Genomic DNA, 17,428 nt, shown 5'->3' on the forward strand with positions numbered 1-17,428 from the left:
GGACTCAAATTTAACTAGGTGAATATGAAAAAAATTATGTTATTAAATGTTGAAATGATCCTCAAATAAGAGAGGGAATTAGATAGGCCATAGCATAATAATATTTCAGGCGGTATAAAAACATGCCGCCTGTTTTTTAAAGAAAGACAAAATAAACACATATGATTTTTCCAAAAGCAAAAAAAATAGCCAGAGATCTTGGCTGGTACAAAACTGAGGACGGTGTATTCGGACTTTACAAAGGTTACTTTTTTAATGTTTCAGACGCAAGCCTGGTAAGCACCCCTCAATACAAATTTGTATCTGTGACTACGGGAAACCTGACAGAAGAAAAATGGCTGCAGATCAATACGGAACTGGTCACCAACAAAAAGAGGTTAAAATTTACAGGTTTTGAAATTAGAGATACCAGCATTTTATTCCAGTTTTCAGAAACCTTTATTTACACAAAACTCAAGACTGTTTATACCTTGTTTGACTTTTTAGTCGATCTTTTCAAAAAACTCAATATACCGGAGCAATACAAATGTCATAGCTGTGGAACAAATCAAAAAATCAACTATTACAACTTAAATGATAATGGAATATTACTTTGTGACACTTGTTTTCACGAAACAAATAATAAATTCTACGAAATTGAAAAACTAAGAATTTCAAAGGAGAAAAATTATCTGACAGGATTTTTTGGTGCCGTAATATTTTCAATTCCATGGATTATACTTTGGGTTTTATCTGCTGTATATTTAGGAAGAATTGCCTCCGCAATGGCCCTTATTATTGCTTTTTTTGCTTCTATAGGATACAGCTTTTTAAAAGGGCGTGAAGGTACATTAAAAAAGTATATCATTTTTCTGACAAACATTGTAAGCATCATTATGGCAAATGTTATGATAGTACTTGCTTTATTAATAAAAGAAGGTTCTACTTTAAAGCAGGCAATTCTGGAGTTTCAAACAAATGAAACGGTAAAAGAAGTATTTTATACGAATATTATTATTTCTTCTATATTGGGATTGGTTGCCTGGATCTGGATATTGTTTGTCATGAAAGACGAAAAATTAATAATAAAACGTGCGGATAAATTTTAGAAGTAAAAGTATTAGAGATAAAGATTCTTAAAAGAATATTATAGCACCGGGAATGTTTGATCCTGATGCTTTATTAAAAAACAATTTTTAAAAAACATATGATATGAAAAAACAATTACTAAGCTTATGCATAGCTATAGGAACTATGACATTCGCTCAATCTACAGACGGACCAAAATTTGGTATTAAGGCCGGAGGTAACCTTTCAAGCATAACAGGAGATGACACCAAATCAAAGTTTGGATTTTATGCCGGAGCATTGGTAAATGTCCCAATTTCTGAGGCATTCAGTATTCAACCGGAGGTTGTGTACAGCCAACAGGGGGCAAAGGTAAAAGACAATTATGACTTTGCAGGGTATACCATAACCAATATGAAACAAAATCTTAGTTATATCAATGTTCCTGTAATGGTTCAGTACAATGCCACTCCTGAGTTTTATCTTGAGGCAGGTCCTGAATTTGGATTTCTGGTCAATGCCCAGGCTAAAGGAGATATTAATGGTAGCACTTATAAGGCTAGCAATAAAGATTCATTAAAAACTTTTAATTTCGGACTCGGGATTGGTTTAGGATACAGATTTACTTCCCAATTAGGCGTTAATGCCCGTTATACTGCTGGTTTAACGGATATTGTTAAAAATGGAGGAGGAGAAACTTCAAAAAACACTAATTTCCAGTTAGGTCTGGTTATTATTTTCAAGTAAGAAGTAACAAAAAAGCGAGGAATATTTTCCTCGCTTTTTCTATTTATTTTTTACCTGTTAACCATTGGTTTTGCAGTTTCAGTTCTGCCGGACTAGGATTGGCTTTGTATTTAAGCATTTCCATCGTCAGTTTATCCAGAATCGCTTTTCCTTTCAATTCTACTTTCTCTTTCTTTTCTCCATTACCTCGTAAAACAGTCACGGAAACATTTTGTCCTTCCTTGATTGTTTTAGCATAATTAATGAAGTCCTGCATATTCTGAACGTTAATTGTTTTGCCGTCTAACGCAAGAACCTGATCAGTGATTTTAAATCCGATACTTGTAGCAAAAGGGGATAGGGCAGAGCTTTCATCAAATACAAAAGCATTGTTTTTCTCATCGTATCCGGTTTGGTTAGGATCTTTCACAAACCAGAAAATAGGAGGAGTCTCTTGTTTCTGTAATTCTACACCTACCTGGCTCAGATATTCAGCATAAGGGGTTGGCTGGTTGCCTGCAATGTATTTATTGTAAAAGTCTTTCACTTGAGGATATCCGGTTACCGTTACCAGTTCATCAATTAATTTATCATCTTTGAAAGGTTTGTTCTCTCCAAATCTCTGAGATAATTTTCTGATCATATCACGATAGCCCATCTCTCCGTTGGAAAGTTTTCTCAGCTCAATATCCAGACACATGGCTAGAAGGGCTCCTTTCTCATAAACATTTCTGTACTGATCCTTATAAGGTGCTTTCAGTACATTTTTACTCATCACCGTAAACGGCATGGTATCATCATAATTCTTTGAATTGGTGATTTTTTCGTTAATTCTCTGTAAAAACTCATCTTTTGTGATCAGCCCTTCCTGGATCTGGAATAAATTGGCAAAATATTCCGTACCTCCTTCATACATCCACAGATGCTGAGACATTTTAGGATCTGCATAATTGAAATAGTGGATCTCTTCAGAATGGGTTTTCAAAGGATTCACGGTATGGAAGAACTCATGAGATACTACATCGGTAATAGTTTTGTCGATGGCATCTTTCGGCATCATTTCAGGAAGTACCACACTCGTTGATTCATGGTGTTCCAAAGCTCCAAACCCTTTAATTTTAGGGCCGTCACCTCCGGAAAGATAAAGCATGATAGCGTACTTTTTATTCGTATTCATATCTCCCAGGAATTTTTTCTGGGCAATGACCATTTTTTCCAGATTTTCCTTAAAATCGGCAGCTTTATATTTTCCTGTTGGAGAATACACTCCCAATACCAGCTCCATTCCACCGGCATTGAAGGTAATATAGTCCGGTTTGGTATACATCAGTGGAGAATCAGTTACCTTAGCATAATTAGCCAACGTAAAAGTATCTGTAGATTCAGATTTATCCTGATCTACCAAAGCGGTAGTTCCATAGAAATCAGTAGGCTTTTGGATTACCAGCTGATAGGGAACATCCTGCATATTATCGATATATCCAATAAATCCATGGGTATTGATCATAAAGATTTTTCCCTGTTCAATATCGGTTCCTGAAGGTGAGAATACAGCTTTATGCTTTGAAGTATCCATTTCATCATCAAAACTGTCGTTAACCAGATAGGTGATCTTATTTAAATTTTGAGCGTTCTTTAGTGAATAGGTATTATCATCCACTTTAGAATAGGTAAGTTCCTTTCCTTTGTTGTCATAAAATTTGATCCCTTCTATAAATCTTCCGTAATCATCTTCCGAATAAGTACCCGGAACGGTCTTTGGAAAATGAAACTTGATGTCACCGGATTTCATTTTTGGAAACTCCATGGTAACGGCTACTTTATCGTCTTTTACATTGACGAGATCAATGGTGGTTTTTATAGACTGGGCATTCGCTAAAAAAGCGGCAAAAAGAGCCAAGCTAAGTGCTGTTTTTCTCATTGGGTTAAATTTTATAGTTAAATAGTTGTTGTTTTTGCCATTTTGTTACGTGATAGGGTATTAAACTTTTCTTAAAATTAATTCCAAAGGGTTAAAAAAATAAAAAGGCAAATTTGCTGGTTTGCGAATTTGCCTTTTTTATTATTTACTGAACATTTTTATAATTGATATAATAGTTCTTGTTAAACTCAACAGGAGTATTTTTTGTAAGTGTTACCGTCTGCCAGTCTTCCGTTGGAGTAATTGTCTGCTCTCCGTCAATTCTGATTGGGAGTTTCAGATTTTTAACCACATCTGTATATCGGAATTTCAACGTCTGGCCATTCTGAGAATACTCAAGGGTAGGAATTTTTACCGTTCTCAGGTATTGATCAAAAACAGTGGAAAAATCAATTCCGGATTTTGATGATAGATAATCTTCAATCTGTTTGGTGGTAACGGTCTGATGATAAAAATCTTTATTGAGCCCCCTTAAAATCTGTCTGAATTTTTCGTCATTATTGATCACTTGTCTCATCGTATGAAGCATATTGGCTCCTTTAGGATACATGTCACCACTGCCTTCATTTCTTACCCCATAGTGGCCGATAATAGGTATATCATTGTTAATATTATTTCTGATTCCCTGAACATATATCTCCGCAGATTTTTTGTCCATAAATTTTTCAGTGAAAAGAGTTTCAGAATAATTAGTGAAACTTTCGTGGATCCACATGTCAGCCTGATCTTTTGCTGTAATATTATTGGCGAACCACTCGTGACCACTTTCATGAATGATAATGAAATCCCAATTCAGACCGACTCCTGTCCCTGAAAGATCCCTGCCCAGATAACCATTCTGGTATTGATTTCCGTAGGCTACATTACTTTGATGTTCCATACCCAGGTGAGGGGATTCTACCAATTTATAAGAGTCTTCATAAAATGGATATGGGCCAAACCAATATTCGAATGCTGAAAGCATAGGTTTTACCTGTTGAAACTGTTTTTTGGCTTTATCTAAATTATAGTCAAGTACCCAGTAATCCAGATCCAGTTTTCCTTTTTCACCATCAAAACTATCTTTGAAGTTGACATACTTTCCGATACTGGGAATAATAGAGTAGGCGTTGATCGGATTTTTTACCTCCCAGGTGTAAGTAGTTGTATTGCCTTTGGTCTTTTTGTCTATCAGTCTTCCGTTCCCAACCCCTACAAGATCGTTAGGGGTGATGATTTTCATAGTAATACCATTGTCGGGCTCATCACTCCATATATCTTTGGTAGGAAGCCAGATGGAAGCTCCAATTCCTTCGTCAGCAGCGGTCATCCATGGATGACCATTTTTGTCTTTAGCAAAAACCCAGCCGCCATCCCAGGGAGCTTTTTTAGCAATTACAGGATTCCCGGAATAGGTAACATCAATACTGTATTTTTCTCCTTTTTTAAACTTTTTATTAGCGGTAATAAAAATAAAGTCGCCCTCCTGCTTATAACTTTTAATGGAGAAGTTTCCTTCCACTTTATCAGCTTTCATAGGTTGCTGCAGATCAATTTGAAATACAGGATTGGTCACATCTTTAATGATTTCAAAACTGATCTTATTATTTCCTTTGATACTTTTCTGATCAAAATCAGGCTCTACGGAAAGGTCATATTTTTTGACATCCCAAAAATTTCGGAATTGAGTGTCCGAACCCTTTAACGTATCCTGTTTGGTATAAACCTGACCTTTTTCAAAGAATTGTCCGAAAACCAATCCTGAAGCAAATAAAAGCGTATATGATAACTTCTTCATTTTTAAACTTTATTAATAATCTTTTCAAAAATAGAAAATTTAATTAACAGCAAAATTGTGAAAAGGTAAAAATGTGCAATATTAAAAGAAGATCAATCATTCAGATACAAAAAAGCCCGGCTTATTGATTGCCGGGCATGGTTTGAAAAATATTATTTTTATTTTTTGATGAATTTCAGGTTTGAAGTAGTTCCCTGATCCTCAATCGAAATCACATAAGCTCCGGTGATCAATTTGGATACCGAAATTTTATTGTCTGTAATCTGTCCGTTCATTACAATTTGTCCGGCCATATTGGTGATGGTATATTGGGCCTTAGCCGAAACTTTAGTCACGTTTAATACATCGCTAGCTGGATTAGGATAAATCTGTATTGAGTTGTTATCTTTTGTTATCTCTTTGGTAGCAAGGTTTTCTGCTTGAATTTGTACAGGGTAATCTTCAATTTCACCATATTGTTGGCTGCTACATCCGTTGGTAGGTTGTGTATTATAGGCAAGCACAACTCTCATGATGATATTACTGCCGACATAGGCATCTGCAGGTACCGAGAAGGTTCCTGAAACAGGAGTGATTTTACTAGGAGCACTTGTGAAGATGATTTCAGAATCAGAAAAAATTCCGTCTCTGTTAAAATCAATCCATGCACTTACCCCTTCATTATACTGAGCACCAGACCATTGTTTTTGTACACTGATGGTATTACCGGAAGATCCTTTGGTAAGGGTAATCAGTTTTGTAGGATCAGTAGCATAATTGGTATAAGGTGAAGCAGTGCTGGTATTGGAAATAGGGCTCATTCCTGTAGGAGTTACCGTGACGTTGGAAATAAATTCATCAGAAGAATTTGTTCCGGTTGCAGAACACAAGGTAAACGGAAGGGTAGTAAAGTTAGTAGATGCGGAATAGCTTCCAGTGGTAGATCCACAAACATTCGCTATTTGAATTTCATACTGAGTACCTTCATTTAATCCGGAGATGGTATAAGAATTTGTTGTTACAGGAACGGTAGTCCATGTAGCGGTTCCTGTTTTTCTATACATTAGTGAATAAGTAGCGCCCTGCAATGCAGCCCAGTTTATACTGGCAGAACTTCTTGTGATTCCTGAGACCACAATTCCTGTTGGTGTGGCTGAAGAGCAGTTTTCTGCGGATGCAGAAACGCTAGCACTGCCAATAGCGTAAAAAACATTGTCAATGGCACTTACTCTGATTTTTACGTTGGATCCGGTAGGCAGTGAAGAGAATGAAAAAGGTTCAGCTCCATCATTGGGAGTAGATGGGGTGATAACGGTCCATGTATTTCCATTGTCTGTTGTATAGTCTATTTTGACATTTTGTACGCTATATGGAGCATTATTTGTATTGACAACATCCCAGGTAACAGCCCCCGGTAGATTATTATAAACTGTAGTAGAAGTTACTTTAAATGGTCCCTCATTTCCTACATTTAATTTTACCAGACTGCTCTGGGTTTGCTGCTGAGTAATATCAGGATTATTGTCTCTTACGGTTACTTTGAACTTTAGCTGTCTGGGAACATTGGGTAGAAGTTCCCAATCCTGTACCGTAGTAAGTGTTCCATTAAGAACTGTTGAAAGCTTAGGAAAATAACGTGTTGGAGATGCTGTAGGGGATAGGGATCTGAAGTTAGCTCCACTGGTCCGGGTGGCATCCAGGTTATTAAACTTAGTGGCTGAAATATCATATTGCTCCCATGTATAGGTCATAGGGTCGTTTTGGGCATCGGCAGCACTTGCTGTCAGTACAAAAGCGGTACCTTTGGGGATTGCTTTATCAGGTGATGGTTGTATTACCGGTGGGGTATTGACTACGGGGATATTGATATCACAGTTTTTACTGTTTACATAGGCTTGTATCTGCTCAATGTTAATCGTATGAAAATAGGCATCAGAATGCATTTGCACATTAGCCTGGGTAATTCCTGCATATCCCATGATAGTAGATCCTGACCCCGGTTCTATTGGGATATCTGTTTGACCATGAACTACAGACATGGTATGACGTCCTCCAAATTGGTGTCCTAGCTCATGAGCTACATAGTCGATATCGAAAGTGTCCCCAAATGGTTGATCATCTACTGCGGGAGAAGTAATTCCTGCTCCTTTAGAAGTTGCGTCATTGTTGTTGCTTGGGTTTCTGCAGACGTTTCCGATATCACCGGCAGATCCACCACCACCTCTATGCCCGAAAAAATGCCCCACATCATATGCATTATTACCTACACCTGCGGTGTTGGTAAATGTTCGCTGGGCTTCCAGATTCCAGTTACCCATATTTGCCACATCTGAATAAGGATCTGTAGCCGGATCTGTAAAAATGAGTTGTGGAAGGTCCTGTACAATTAAATGAATTCCCAAGTCCTTTTCATAAACGCCATTTACCCTGTTGATTGTAGCGTTGATGCGGGCTGCTGCACCAGGAACTCCTCCTGCCAGCTGAGTATATTCACCATTAACGGAAACAGCAATTCTGTAAGTTCGATATTTTTGATCGTTACTCTTATTAATCCCTGCTCCGTTTACTCCTTTTTTTGACTGTAACAGTTTTTTCATTTCCTTTTTTGAGCTTTCAGGCTCGGATGCTTTACATTCAAAAACACTGTTTCCCTGTGCTTTGTCAGATTTGAAAAAGACTCCATAAATATCTTTTTCTTTGTTTACAGGCTCTATAAATTCATATTGTCCTGTCTTAGTGTCAAAAAGCATAGATTGAAAATCATTAGGAGCTGTACTGAATCTGATCTGTTTATTGGGATTGTCTACACCAACCCCGGAATAAGCTCCAAGTTGATATCTTTCAGCCATTGACTTTTCAACCACCGGCGAACTGTACACAGAGAATCTTTCGATCTTTCCCTCGGTAGTAGGAAGAGAGATAATTACAGGATTAGCTCCCTTTCCTGCCTCAGGAGCATTTTTCAAAAGTTCACGAAGTGATGTAAGGTCAACTTTGTAAGCGTGGATGATATTCACTTCCTTTCTGATCGGAGTGACCTTCTCGGATACGGGCTCCCACCGTTGTGCTTGCAGACTTGTTAAGCCAATAGCCAACGCAAAAACGAAAATAATTTTCTTTTTCATAATATTTAATAAATTGAATGTTTTTTTGTAAAATTAATTAATTTATTACGAATATTTCTGTTTTTGATACTATTTCATGTTATTTATTCCATTGAATGAAATAAAAATTATTTAAATGGTAATCTTGTTTATTTTTTTAATATAAATAACTTTATTTTAAGAAAATTAATAATTAGACTTGTGTGTGTGATAAAAAAGGTGCTGGTTTTAATAATTAAAACCAGCACCTTTTTTATCACACAGTATAATCGTTATTTATTTCTGAACGACCGGAAGATTTCCGTTATTTTTCTGCACCTTTTTATAAGTGAAAGTACACATGACGATACTGAATTCGTATAAAATAAGAAGTGGGAAAGCAGCCATAAGCATGCTTAAAACATCTGCAGGGGTAATGATTGCAGCCACTACCATAATCAAAACAATAGCATGACGGCGGTAGGTTTTCATAAATACCGGAGTCAGAATACCAATACTGGTAAGGAAGTAAATAAGGATGGGGAAAAGAAAGATAATACCCATTCCCAAAATTACCTGTAAAAATAAGGTTGTATAATCACTCAGGTCATAAAGGGGAACAATAATATCCGAAATTTTAAAAATAACCCCAAAGTTGACTGCAAAAGGAAGAATTAAAAAATATCCACAAAGAATTCCTGTCATAAAGAGAATCCAGACTGCATTGATGATATAAATGGAATTTTTTCTCTCTTTTGGATGTAAAGCAGGACCAATAAAGCGCCATAATTCCCAAACAATATAAGGAAACGCGGCTACCATGCCTCCAAAAACAGAAACAGCCATCATCACATTAAACTGCTGGTAGAGTCTCTGTACACGTACAGGGAAATCTTTGGGAAGATGAATACTGTCTTCACCTAAAAGCATTCTTGAAAAGTGGTTAACCACTCTGAAGGTAGGAAAGTCATTTCTTGTTGGTCCAAAAAAGATATGGTCCATAATCCAATTGATATTGAAACCAACTGCAAAAGCAGCAATTACGATAGCAATAATTGAACGGATCAGGTGTCCTCTTAATTCTCCAATATGCCCCAGAAAGGACATGTCTTTATTATTGTCCATATAGTAAAATCTATCCAAACGGTTCACCTGTTCGGATACGCCGTTTAAGTCTGCGAAATTATGAAATAATAATCAGTATTTAGAATTTATTGATCATGATTTTGTTCAATATTGTACATATATATTTACGGTATTGGCTTGATATTTTAGGTAAGGAAGTGAGATGAATGCTTGAAGAAGCAGGTTTTATCCATAAAAAAACAGACCTAACCTTATTTTGATTTCAGGTATAGTCTGTTTTTATCTATTTTATTCTTACTGAATTGCTTATTTTTCAAGTATTTCCAATACCTTTTCGGCTACGGCACCTCCAGATTGAGGATTCTGACCTGTTACCAGTTTTCCGTCAGATACCGCAAAGGAAACAAAATCCTGATCAGCTTTTACATAATGGGCTCCTTTGGTTTTTAAAACATCTTCTGTAAGGTAAGGCATATGATCAGCCAGTTCAGAGGCTATTTCTTCTGAATTGGAAAAGCCTGTGAGTGTTTTTCCGTTAATTAAAAGTTCTCCGTTGGAAAGTTTAATGTTGAAAAGACCTACAGCACCATGACATACTGATGAAACTATGCCTCCATTTTCATAAATTTTTTGAGCTATCTGCTGTAATGTTTCATTCTCTGGAAAATCCCAAACAACTCCATGTCCTCCAGTGTAGTAAATGACACTGTACTCTTCCGGGTTGATTTCTTCCGGTTTTAAAGTAGTCGCCAGTTTCTGTCTGAAAACTTCATCTGCATAAAATTTCCATTCCGAAGGCTGCACAAACATCTGTAATGAAATAGGATCCAGTGGAGTATAACCTCCTCGTGGGCTTACAAAATCAATATCATATCCTTTTTCAAGTAATTTTTCATAAAAATGGACCGCTTCACCCAGCCACAAACCGGTTGCTCTATCCATATCAGGGTATTTTTCTACACTTGTTACGACAATTAATACTTTCTTTTTCATTGTTTTTTAGATTAAAATTATAAAACAAAGATGAAGAATTTAACATCGTTATCACTATGACATAGCTCAAAAAAAAGATGTGACCCACGTCACATCTTAAGAATATAGTCTGCTTAATGTTTCTCTTGAAACTCCCAGGTAGCTTGCAATAAGCTGCTTGGGAATATGGTCAATAAATCCCGGATACTGCTGCAAGAAATCTTCATAACGCTCTTTGGCAGACTTGCTCATTAGAGAAAGAATTCTCTGTTGTAAAGCGATATATCCAAAATTGGATTTTACCCGGAAAAAATGTTCCGTCTTTGGGATTTTTGTACAAAGAAGATCTAAGTCTTCATAGGATATACAGTAAACTTCAGCATTTTCAATACAGTCAACAGCTACTGAGGATAGATCCTGCTTAAAAAAAGCTGCAAAATCTGAAATCCACCAATTGGGTGCTGCAAACTGAAGAATATGTTCTTTGCCTGTGCTGTCTATGAAGCTGCTTTTAAGAAATCCTTTTTCAATCAGGTATATGTCTTTTACAGGTTGATTTTCCTGTATTAAAAACTGCCTTTTTCTGAATTTCTGTTTTCTGAAAAGTGAGGCTACCATTTCAAACTCATCATCCGTGAGATTGATAATCTCCTGTATATGTTTTTTCAGAAAGTCTTCCATATAAATCGCTTAATTGATGCCTTCATCCAGCAGCTTATGAAGATCAATGATCCCGAAGTACTTTCCGTTTTCAGTGACAATAAGCTGACCTATGTTGTTTTCTTTCAATACCTTCATTGCCTGTTTGGCAAGAGCTTCTTTTTCAATGGTTTTCGGATGGGCAGACATGATGTCTTTAGCCAAAACCTTACTGATATCTTCTCCTTTCAGCAACATTCTTCTCAAATCTCCATCCGTAACAACTCCTATGATTTGCTCTTCATTGGTAACTACCGTAATTCCATGGCTGGATCCACTGATAGAAATGATAACGTCTCTTATGGTGGCATCTTCTGTAACCTGAGGTTTTTGTGAAGAAAGAAACTGCTCCACTCTTGATGTAAGATTTTTTCCTAAACTGCCTCCCGGATGGAATTTAGCAAAATCATTGGCTTTGAAATCATTCAGTTCCATTAAAGCAACAGCCAGGGCATCTCCCAAAGCCATTTGGATGGTTGTAGAGCTTGTAGGAGCCAGCTTATTCGGGCAGGCTTCAACATCAACATGGGTATCCAGTACAATTTCAGAAAATTCGGCAAGTTTACTTTTTTTGTTGCCTGTCATCCCGATCAAAGCGGAAGAATAGTCTTTTAAATAAGGAACCAGATTGGCAATCTCAGGAGAGTTACCGGAATTGGAAATACATAAAACGACATCCTGCTTCTGAATAACACCCAAATCTCCATGAATAGCTTCTGATGCATGAAGGAACTGTGATGGTGTACCTGTAGAATTTAAGGTAGCCACAATTTTATTCCCCACATGAGCAGATTTTCCTATTCCCACTACAATAAGTTTCCCTTTTGCGGCATGAATAATTTCCACTGCCTCGGCAAATTGGTCATCAATTCTGTTTTTTAATTTTTCAAGTTCCGAAATCTCTATTTCTAAAGTACTTTTAGCTATTGATATAATGTTGGTTCTATCCATTTTACGATGATATGGTATACAAAAAAGTTCCTAAAAAATGTTATATTTTAAAAAGAATATTTAATATAAATTTTATTTTTATAAATCCGTTCGCTTTTATTTTAAGCAAAAATTTTATAACTTTGGGTTATATGCAAATTTAGCAATAGAAAATTAGATGAGCGCAAAAAAAGCCAATTTATCAGGCGAATTGAAAAAGTATTTTGGGTTTTCTACATTTAAGGGTCAGCAGGAGCAAATCATAGAAAACCTATTGGAAGGGAAGGATATATTTGTTTTAATGCCTACAGGTGGTGGAAAATCATTATGTTATCAGCTTCCGGCACTTATTTCCGAAGGCACGGCAATAGTCGTTTCGCCCCTGATCGCGTTAATGAAGAATCAGGTAGATGCAGTGAACGGCCTTTCCTCGGAAGATGGAGTAGCCCATGTATTGAATTCATCATTAAACAAAACACAGACAAAACAGGTTTTTGACGATATTAAAAGCGGAAAAACCAAACTTTTGTATGTTGCTCCGGAATCCTTGATCAAAGAAGATTACCTGGAGTTTTTGAAAGAAGTGAAAATTTCTTTCTTTGCTATTGACGAAGCGCACTGTATTTCAGAATGGGGGCACGACTTCAGGCCTGAATACAGAAATCTTAAACAGATTATTGATAAGATCGCAGATGTATCTGTCATTGCACTGACAGCTACTGCCACTCCTAAAGTTCAGGATGATATCCAAAAAACATTAGGAATGACCAATGCTTTGGTCTTTAAGGAAAGTTTTAACCGTCCTAATTTATATTATGAGGTATGTCCAAAAGTCAATGTAGATAGGGAAATCGTAAAATTTATCAACCAACACAAAGGGAAATCCGGAATTGTATACTGTCTGAGCAGAAGAAAAGTAGAAGAATTTGCCCAGCTTTTACAAGTTAACGGTATCAATGCACTTCCTTATCATGCCGGTCTTGACCAGAAAATAAGGGTTGCCAATCAGGATAAATTCCTGATGGAAGATGTGGATGTCATTGTGGCTACCATTGCCTTTGGGATGGGAATAGACAAACCGGATGTACGTTTTGTGATTCACTATGATTTTCCAAAATCACTGGAAAGTTATTATCAGGAAACCGGAAGAGCGGGAAGAGATGGTGGTGAAGGACATTGTCTGGCATTCTATGATCCAAAAGATATTGAAAAACTGGAGAAATTTCTGGCACAAAAACCGGTTTCCGAAAGGGAGATTGGTTTACAGCTTTTGAATGAAGTGGTAGGCTATGCCGAAACTTCAATGAGCAGAAGACAATATATCCTTTATTATTTTGGAGAAAGTTTTGATCCTGTGAACGGAGATGGAGCGAAGATGTGTGACAACTCTTCGAATCCTCCAAAATTAAAAGATGCCACTGATGATTTGGAGAGAGTACTGGCCCTGATCAGTGATACCGGTGAGAAGTTTAAAGCGAAAGATCTGATTTCTGTAATAGTAGGAAAAGAAACGGCGGTTACAAAATCTTACAAACTGGAGCAAAGCTCACATTTCGGTTTCGGAAAAGAAGAAAAAGATAATTATTGGAAGACAATTCTGAGACAGGCTACTGTTCAGAATTTTTTACAGAAAGATATTGAAACCTATGGGGTTTTAAAAATGGGGGCTAAAGGCAGAGATGTTCTGGCTGGCAAAACTAAAGATGTATTTTTAATTGCGGAAGACAGAGAATTTGACCTTAGTCAAACAAAAGCTGAGAGTGATCAGATCCAGCAGCAAGCTGGTGGTGGACTGGATCAAAACCTGTTTGGACAATTAAAAGAACTGAGAAAAAAAGTAGCTAAAAAGTACGGGATTCCTCCTTATACAGTATTTATGGATCCCAGTTTAGAGGATATGACTGTTCAGTATCCTATCTCGTTAGAAGAAATAGCCAAGATCTATGGGGTAGGAGAAGGAAAAGCAAAAAAATATGGTAAAGAGTTTGCAGACTTTATCAAAACCTATGTAGAAGATCATAATATTGAACGTACCCAGGATATGGTCCTGAAACAGGTCGCCAATAAATCAAGCCATAAAGTATTTATTATCCAGAGTACCGATAAGAAAATTGACCTTGAAGATATTGCAAGAGCAAAAAATCTTTCCATGAATGAATTACTGAAAGAAATGGAAAGTATCGTATATCAGGGAACAAAATTGAATATTGACTACTATATTGAAGATAATTTTGATGAAGATATCGTTGATGGCTTTATGGAATTCATGACTGATTCTGAAAGTGACAGCATGAAGGTGCTGTTGGATGAATTTGGAGATGAACTTTCTGATGAAGAAGTAAGAATGCTGAGAATTAAGTTTATCAGTGATGTAGCCAACTAAGGATTGATGTATAAAAAAATAAAAAAGCTCTTCAAGTGAAGAGCTTTTTTATTGTAATTTAGAGAAAGCTAACAAACTATACTGAATGCAATTTTTAAAGAAAAACTATACTATAATTTTATTTTTTCTCACAATATGTGTATTCACCTATGATTATTTTACACGGCAGGATTTCAAGGGAAATTATAGAAAAACCGGAGAGTATGCCATTGGTAAAATATATGGAATTAAAGAATATGGAAGAGGTACAGGCTATTATTATCTGTATACATTTAAAGTAGGTGATAAAGAGTATAAAGGTAGATGTGATGGAGACTTACCTTTTTCTAAAGGACCAAAAAATGTAGATAAACGGTTTTTAGTATTATACTTAAGAAATAATATACATAATAATGTTCTTTATACAACCATTCCTGTACATGATAGCATGAAAAATAATTCTGATTTAGAGAATTGGTTTTTAGGGCATCCAGAAATTAATTCTAAATTAGATTCAATTCCTGGTACTGGGTTTTTCTTTGAAAATTATTTTTAAAACAACATACACGCATAGATTGTATGCATAATAAAATAAGTAGTGTATTCGTAGCATAAAAAAATATCAAAACTCTTTCAAACATCTGTATAATTAGTGGGATCATTTTACACATTCAATTTTATCGGAGATAAAATCCTTGCGCCTTAAAGCAGTAGCCATTCAAAATACCTTTGCGTCTTTGCATTTTTCCAACATCTAAATCTTTTTTAGCTGAGATTGTTTTACCTTATTCGGATGACTGATGTAGCGGTGGTTTTTTAGGGATAGAAAATCTTCAGTACTCCAATATTTGACACATAATGAAACTTTTTAGTAACTTTAACTGATGAAAAAAATATCAGTCATATTTATTCTGCCGGATCTAGAAACCGGGGGCGCAGAAAGAATAGTTACCACCATAGCGAATCATCTTTCCAGAGATCGGTTTGAGCCGAAGATTTTGCTGTTGCGTAAGAAAGGCGGGTATCTTAATTTTCTAAAAAAAGATGTTGAAATCATCGATATTAATACAGAGAGGATCAGACATTCACTGAAACCTATTTTGGGAGAAATTTACAGGAGAAAACCCGATATTGTTTTTTCCGGTTTTGGGGAAGTCAATGCTTACTTAGCATTATTTATCAAGCTTTTTCCAAGGACGAAATTCATTGCCAGGGAAACGAATGTGGTCACTCAGCATGTTACGAGAAAAGAAATAAAATTTTTCTATAATTTTTACAATAATTATCAGAGAATCATTGCCCAAAGCGATGATATGATGAAAGACCTGGTGGATAATTTTAATATCAAAAAGAAGAAAATTGTAAAAATAAATAATCCGGTTGATTTCGATTTTATTGATGATAAATTATCTGTTTCCCTTAAACCTGAATGCTTTAAATACAATTATAAAAATGTAGTGGCTATCGGTAATTTATCAGCAAGAAAAGGCTTTGATAATCTTTTGAAAGTTTTTTCAAGGCTTAAAAATGAACATATTCTGCTTCATATTTTAGGAGATGGAAAAGATAAAGAAGTCTTGCTTCAGATGAAAGAGTTTTTGGGACTAAAAAATGTAATTTTTCATGGCAGGCAGGAAAATCCCTACCAGTTTTTAAAATATGCAGATTTATTTATTCTTTCGTCACGATATGAAGGCTTTCCGAATGTTTTATTGGAAGCAGGAGCTTGCGGAACCTATTCTTTAGCGAATAACTGCCCCGGAGGAATTAACGAAATCATTCAGCATAATGTGAATGGAGAAATATCTAATATAGAAAACTATGAAAACTTTGCACAGCAGATTATAAGAGTTATGCAGAGTAATTATAATCGGGATGCTATACGAAACTCTATTAAATCCAGGTTTTCAAAAAATATTATTTTAGATAAATATGAAAAGGTTTTACTGGATTTAGTAAAACGTTAATGACAGCATTTGCTTTATGGGTTGTTAATTTCTTACTTTTGGAATTATAAATTTTATCTGAAAACCCATTTTTCATTCATGAATAAAATCCAAAAATTAGGATGTGCCTGCGAGAAGCCAACTTCCAATTATACAGAATATAGAAGCTCAGCATTAGGAATTGATCATACAGACGGAAGAAATGCTGAGGTATCTGTTCAGCAATGTAAACTTTGCCAGAGGATATGGATCCATTATTGTATTGAATTTGAAAATGCTCCCCAATCTGAAAGATGGTACAAGGGGATTGTTTCTAAAAAAGACCGTCCTCAAATAAGTCCGGAAAATGCTGTCGAATTTTTAGAAAACCTTGACTGGTATGTGTATGGTGGTTCTTTTTTTGAAAGTACCGGTACATTTGGACAAGGAAAACTGAATGTGAGTTTGTAATATATATGCTGATTTAAGTAAAAAGGAGTCTAATTAAATATCAAATTTATGAAGCCATTTATAATCGTTATTTTGATATTGAATTCTGTTGTCATGACAGCCCAGCAGAAGACAATTTCCAGAAAAGAATTGTTAAAAACGGCTATTGATCAGCAAATTAAATCCACAGAGATTCAGGAAATAACAATGGCTGCAGGACAAGGAGCTCCTGAACATCTGCATCCCTGTCCCGTTTTAGGAATAATCAATTCAGGAGAGGTTGTTTTTCAGATAGAAGGACAACAGAAAGTGATACTTCATGAAGGAGATGCTTTTTATGAACCTAAAAATGTGAAGATCCTCCATTTTGATAATGCTTCAGCAGAAAAACCACTTGTCTTTACCGCCATTTATTTGAAGGAAGGGAGTGAGGAAAATATAAAATTCATAAAATAACACTTTTCATAAAAA

General features: G+C 35.9%; 14 protein-coding genes. 7 read left to right on the top strand and 7 right to left on the bottom strand.

What is annotated here, in order from left to right; translation table 11 throughout:
• Positions 1–161: 161 nt before the first annotated feature.
• On the top strand, positions 162–1,088 hold the full coding sequence (locus tag B8967_RS00150; RefSeq protein WP_084083771.1) for a hypothetical protein: 927 nt from the start codon (positions 162–164) through the stop codon (positions 1,086–1,088).
• A 103-nt stretch (positions 1,089–1,191) separates the two neighbouring features.
• Entirely contained in the window at positions 1,192–1,794 is a 603-nt protein-coding gene (locus B8967_RS00155) for a porin family protein (RefSeq protein WP_084083773.1), read from the top strand.
• A 43-nt stretch (positions 1,795–1,837) separates the two neighbouring features.
• Here B8967_RS00155 and B8967_RS00160 read toward each other — a convergent pair whose 3' ends face one another.
• The 7 genes from B8967_RS00160 to B8967_RS00190 all read right to left on the bottom strand — a co-directional run bounded on the left by B8967_RS00160 (position 1,838) and on the right by B8967_RS00190 (position 12,241).
• Positions 1,838–3,694, bottom strand: a complete 1,857-nt coding sequence (locus B8967_RS00160) for a M61 family metallopeptidase (protein WP_084083775.1) — start codon at positions 3,692–3,694, stop codon at positions 1,838–1,840.
• Positions 3,695–3,839: 145 nt separating this feature from the next.
• Positions 3,840–5,471, bottom strand: coding sequence for a M1 family metallopeptidase (locus B8967_RS00165; RefSeq protein WP_084083777.1), 1,632 nt, complete (start codon positions 5,469–5,471; stop codon positions 3,840–3,842).
• Positions 5,472–5,629: 158 nt separating this feature from the next.
• Complete coding sequence (locus B8967_RS00170) at positions 5,630–8,575, bottom strand: reprolysin-like metallopeptidase (protein ID WP_084083779.1); 2,946 nt, start codon at positions 8,573–8,575, stop codon at positions 5,630–5,632.
• A gap of 255 nt (positions 8,576–8,830) precedes the next feature.
• Positions 8,831–9,658 carry a twin-arginine translocase subunit TatC gene (tatC, locus tag B8967_RS00175; RefSeq protein ID WP_047491171.1) on the bottom strand — a complete coding sequence of 276 codons (828 nt, stop codon included), beginning with the start codon at positions 9,656–9,658 and terminating at the stop codon, positions 8,831–8,833.
• A gap of 267 nt (positions 9,659–9,925) precedes the next feature.
• The gene (locus tag B8967_RS00180) at positions 9,926–10,612 is read right to left on the bottom strand and encodes a type 1 glutamine amidotransferase domain-containing protein (RefSeq protein ID WP_084083781.1); all 687 of its coding nucleotides are present in this window, start codon (positions 10,610–10,612) and stop codon (positions 9,926–9,928) included.
• Between the two features lie 96 nt (positions 10,613–10,708).
• Positions 10,709–11,272, bottom strand: coding sequence for a Crp/Fnr family transcriptional regulator (locus tag B8967_RS00185; protein ID WP_047491166.1), 564 nt, complete (start codon positions 11,270–11,272; stop codon positions 10,709–10,711).
• A gap of 9 nt (positions 11,273–11,281) precedes the next feature.
• Complete coding sequence (locus tag B8967_RS00190) at positions 11,282–12,241, bottom strand: KpsF/GutQ family sugar-phosphate isomerase (RefSeq protein ID WP_047491165.1); 960 nt, start codon at positions 12,239–12,241, stop codon at positions 11,282–11,284.
• Between the two features lie 157 nt (positions 12,242–12,398).
• On the opposite strand from B8967_RS00190, the gene recQ reads away from it, so the two are divergent.
• The 5 genes from recQ (at position 12,399) to B8967_RS00215 (ending at position 17,413) form a co-directional block, all read left to right on the top strand.
• Complete coding sequence (recQ, locus tag B8967_RS00195) at positions 12,399–14,603, top strand: DNA helicase RecQ (protein ID WP_047491159.1); 2,205 nt, start codon at positions 12,399–12,401, stop codon at positions 14,601–14,603.
• 85 nt (positions 14,604–14,688) lie between these two features.
• Positions 14,689–15,138, top strand: a complete 450-nt coding sequence (locus B8967_RS00200; protein WP_084083782.1) for a hypothetical protein — start codon at positions 14,689–14,691, stop codon at positions 15,136–15,138.
• A 328-nt stretch (positions 15,139–15,466) separates the two neighbouring features.
• Positions 15,467–16,549 carry a glycosyltransferase gene (locus B8967_RS00205; RefSeq protein WP_047491153.1) on the top strand — a complete coding sequence of 361 codons (1,083 nt, stop codon included), beginning with the start codon at positions 15,467–15,469 and terminating at the stop codon, positions 16,547–16,549.
• Positions 16,550–16,627: 78 nt separating this feature from the next.
• Positions 16,628–16,978: a hypothetical protein gene (locus B8967_RS00210; protein ID WP_084083784.1), complete on the top strand. Its 351-nt coding sequence runs from the start codon at positions 16,628–16,630 to the stop codon at positions 16,976–16,978.
• 48 nt (positions 16,979–17,026) lie between these two features.
• A complete protein-coding gene (locus B8967_RS00215) occupies positions 17,027–17,413 on the top strand; it encodes a cupin domain-containing protein (protein ID WP_084083786.1) in 387 nt (128 codons plus the stop codon).
• Positions 17,414–17,428: the final 15 nt, after the last annotated feature.

This window comes from Chryseobacterium sp. YR221 (genome assembly GCF_900176315.1).
GTDB lineage: Bacteria > Bacteroidota > Bacteroidia > Flavobacteriales > Weeksellaceae > Chryseobacterium > Chryseobacterium rhizosphaerae.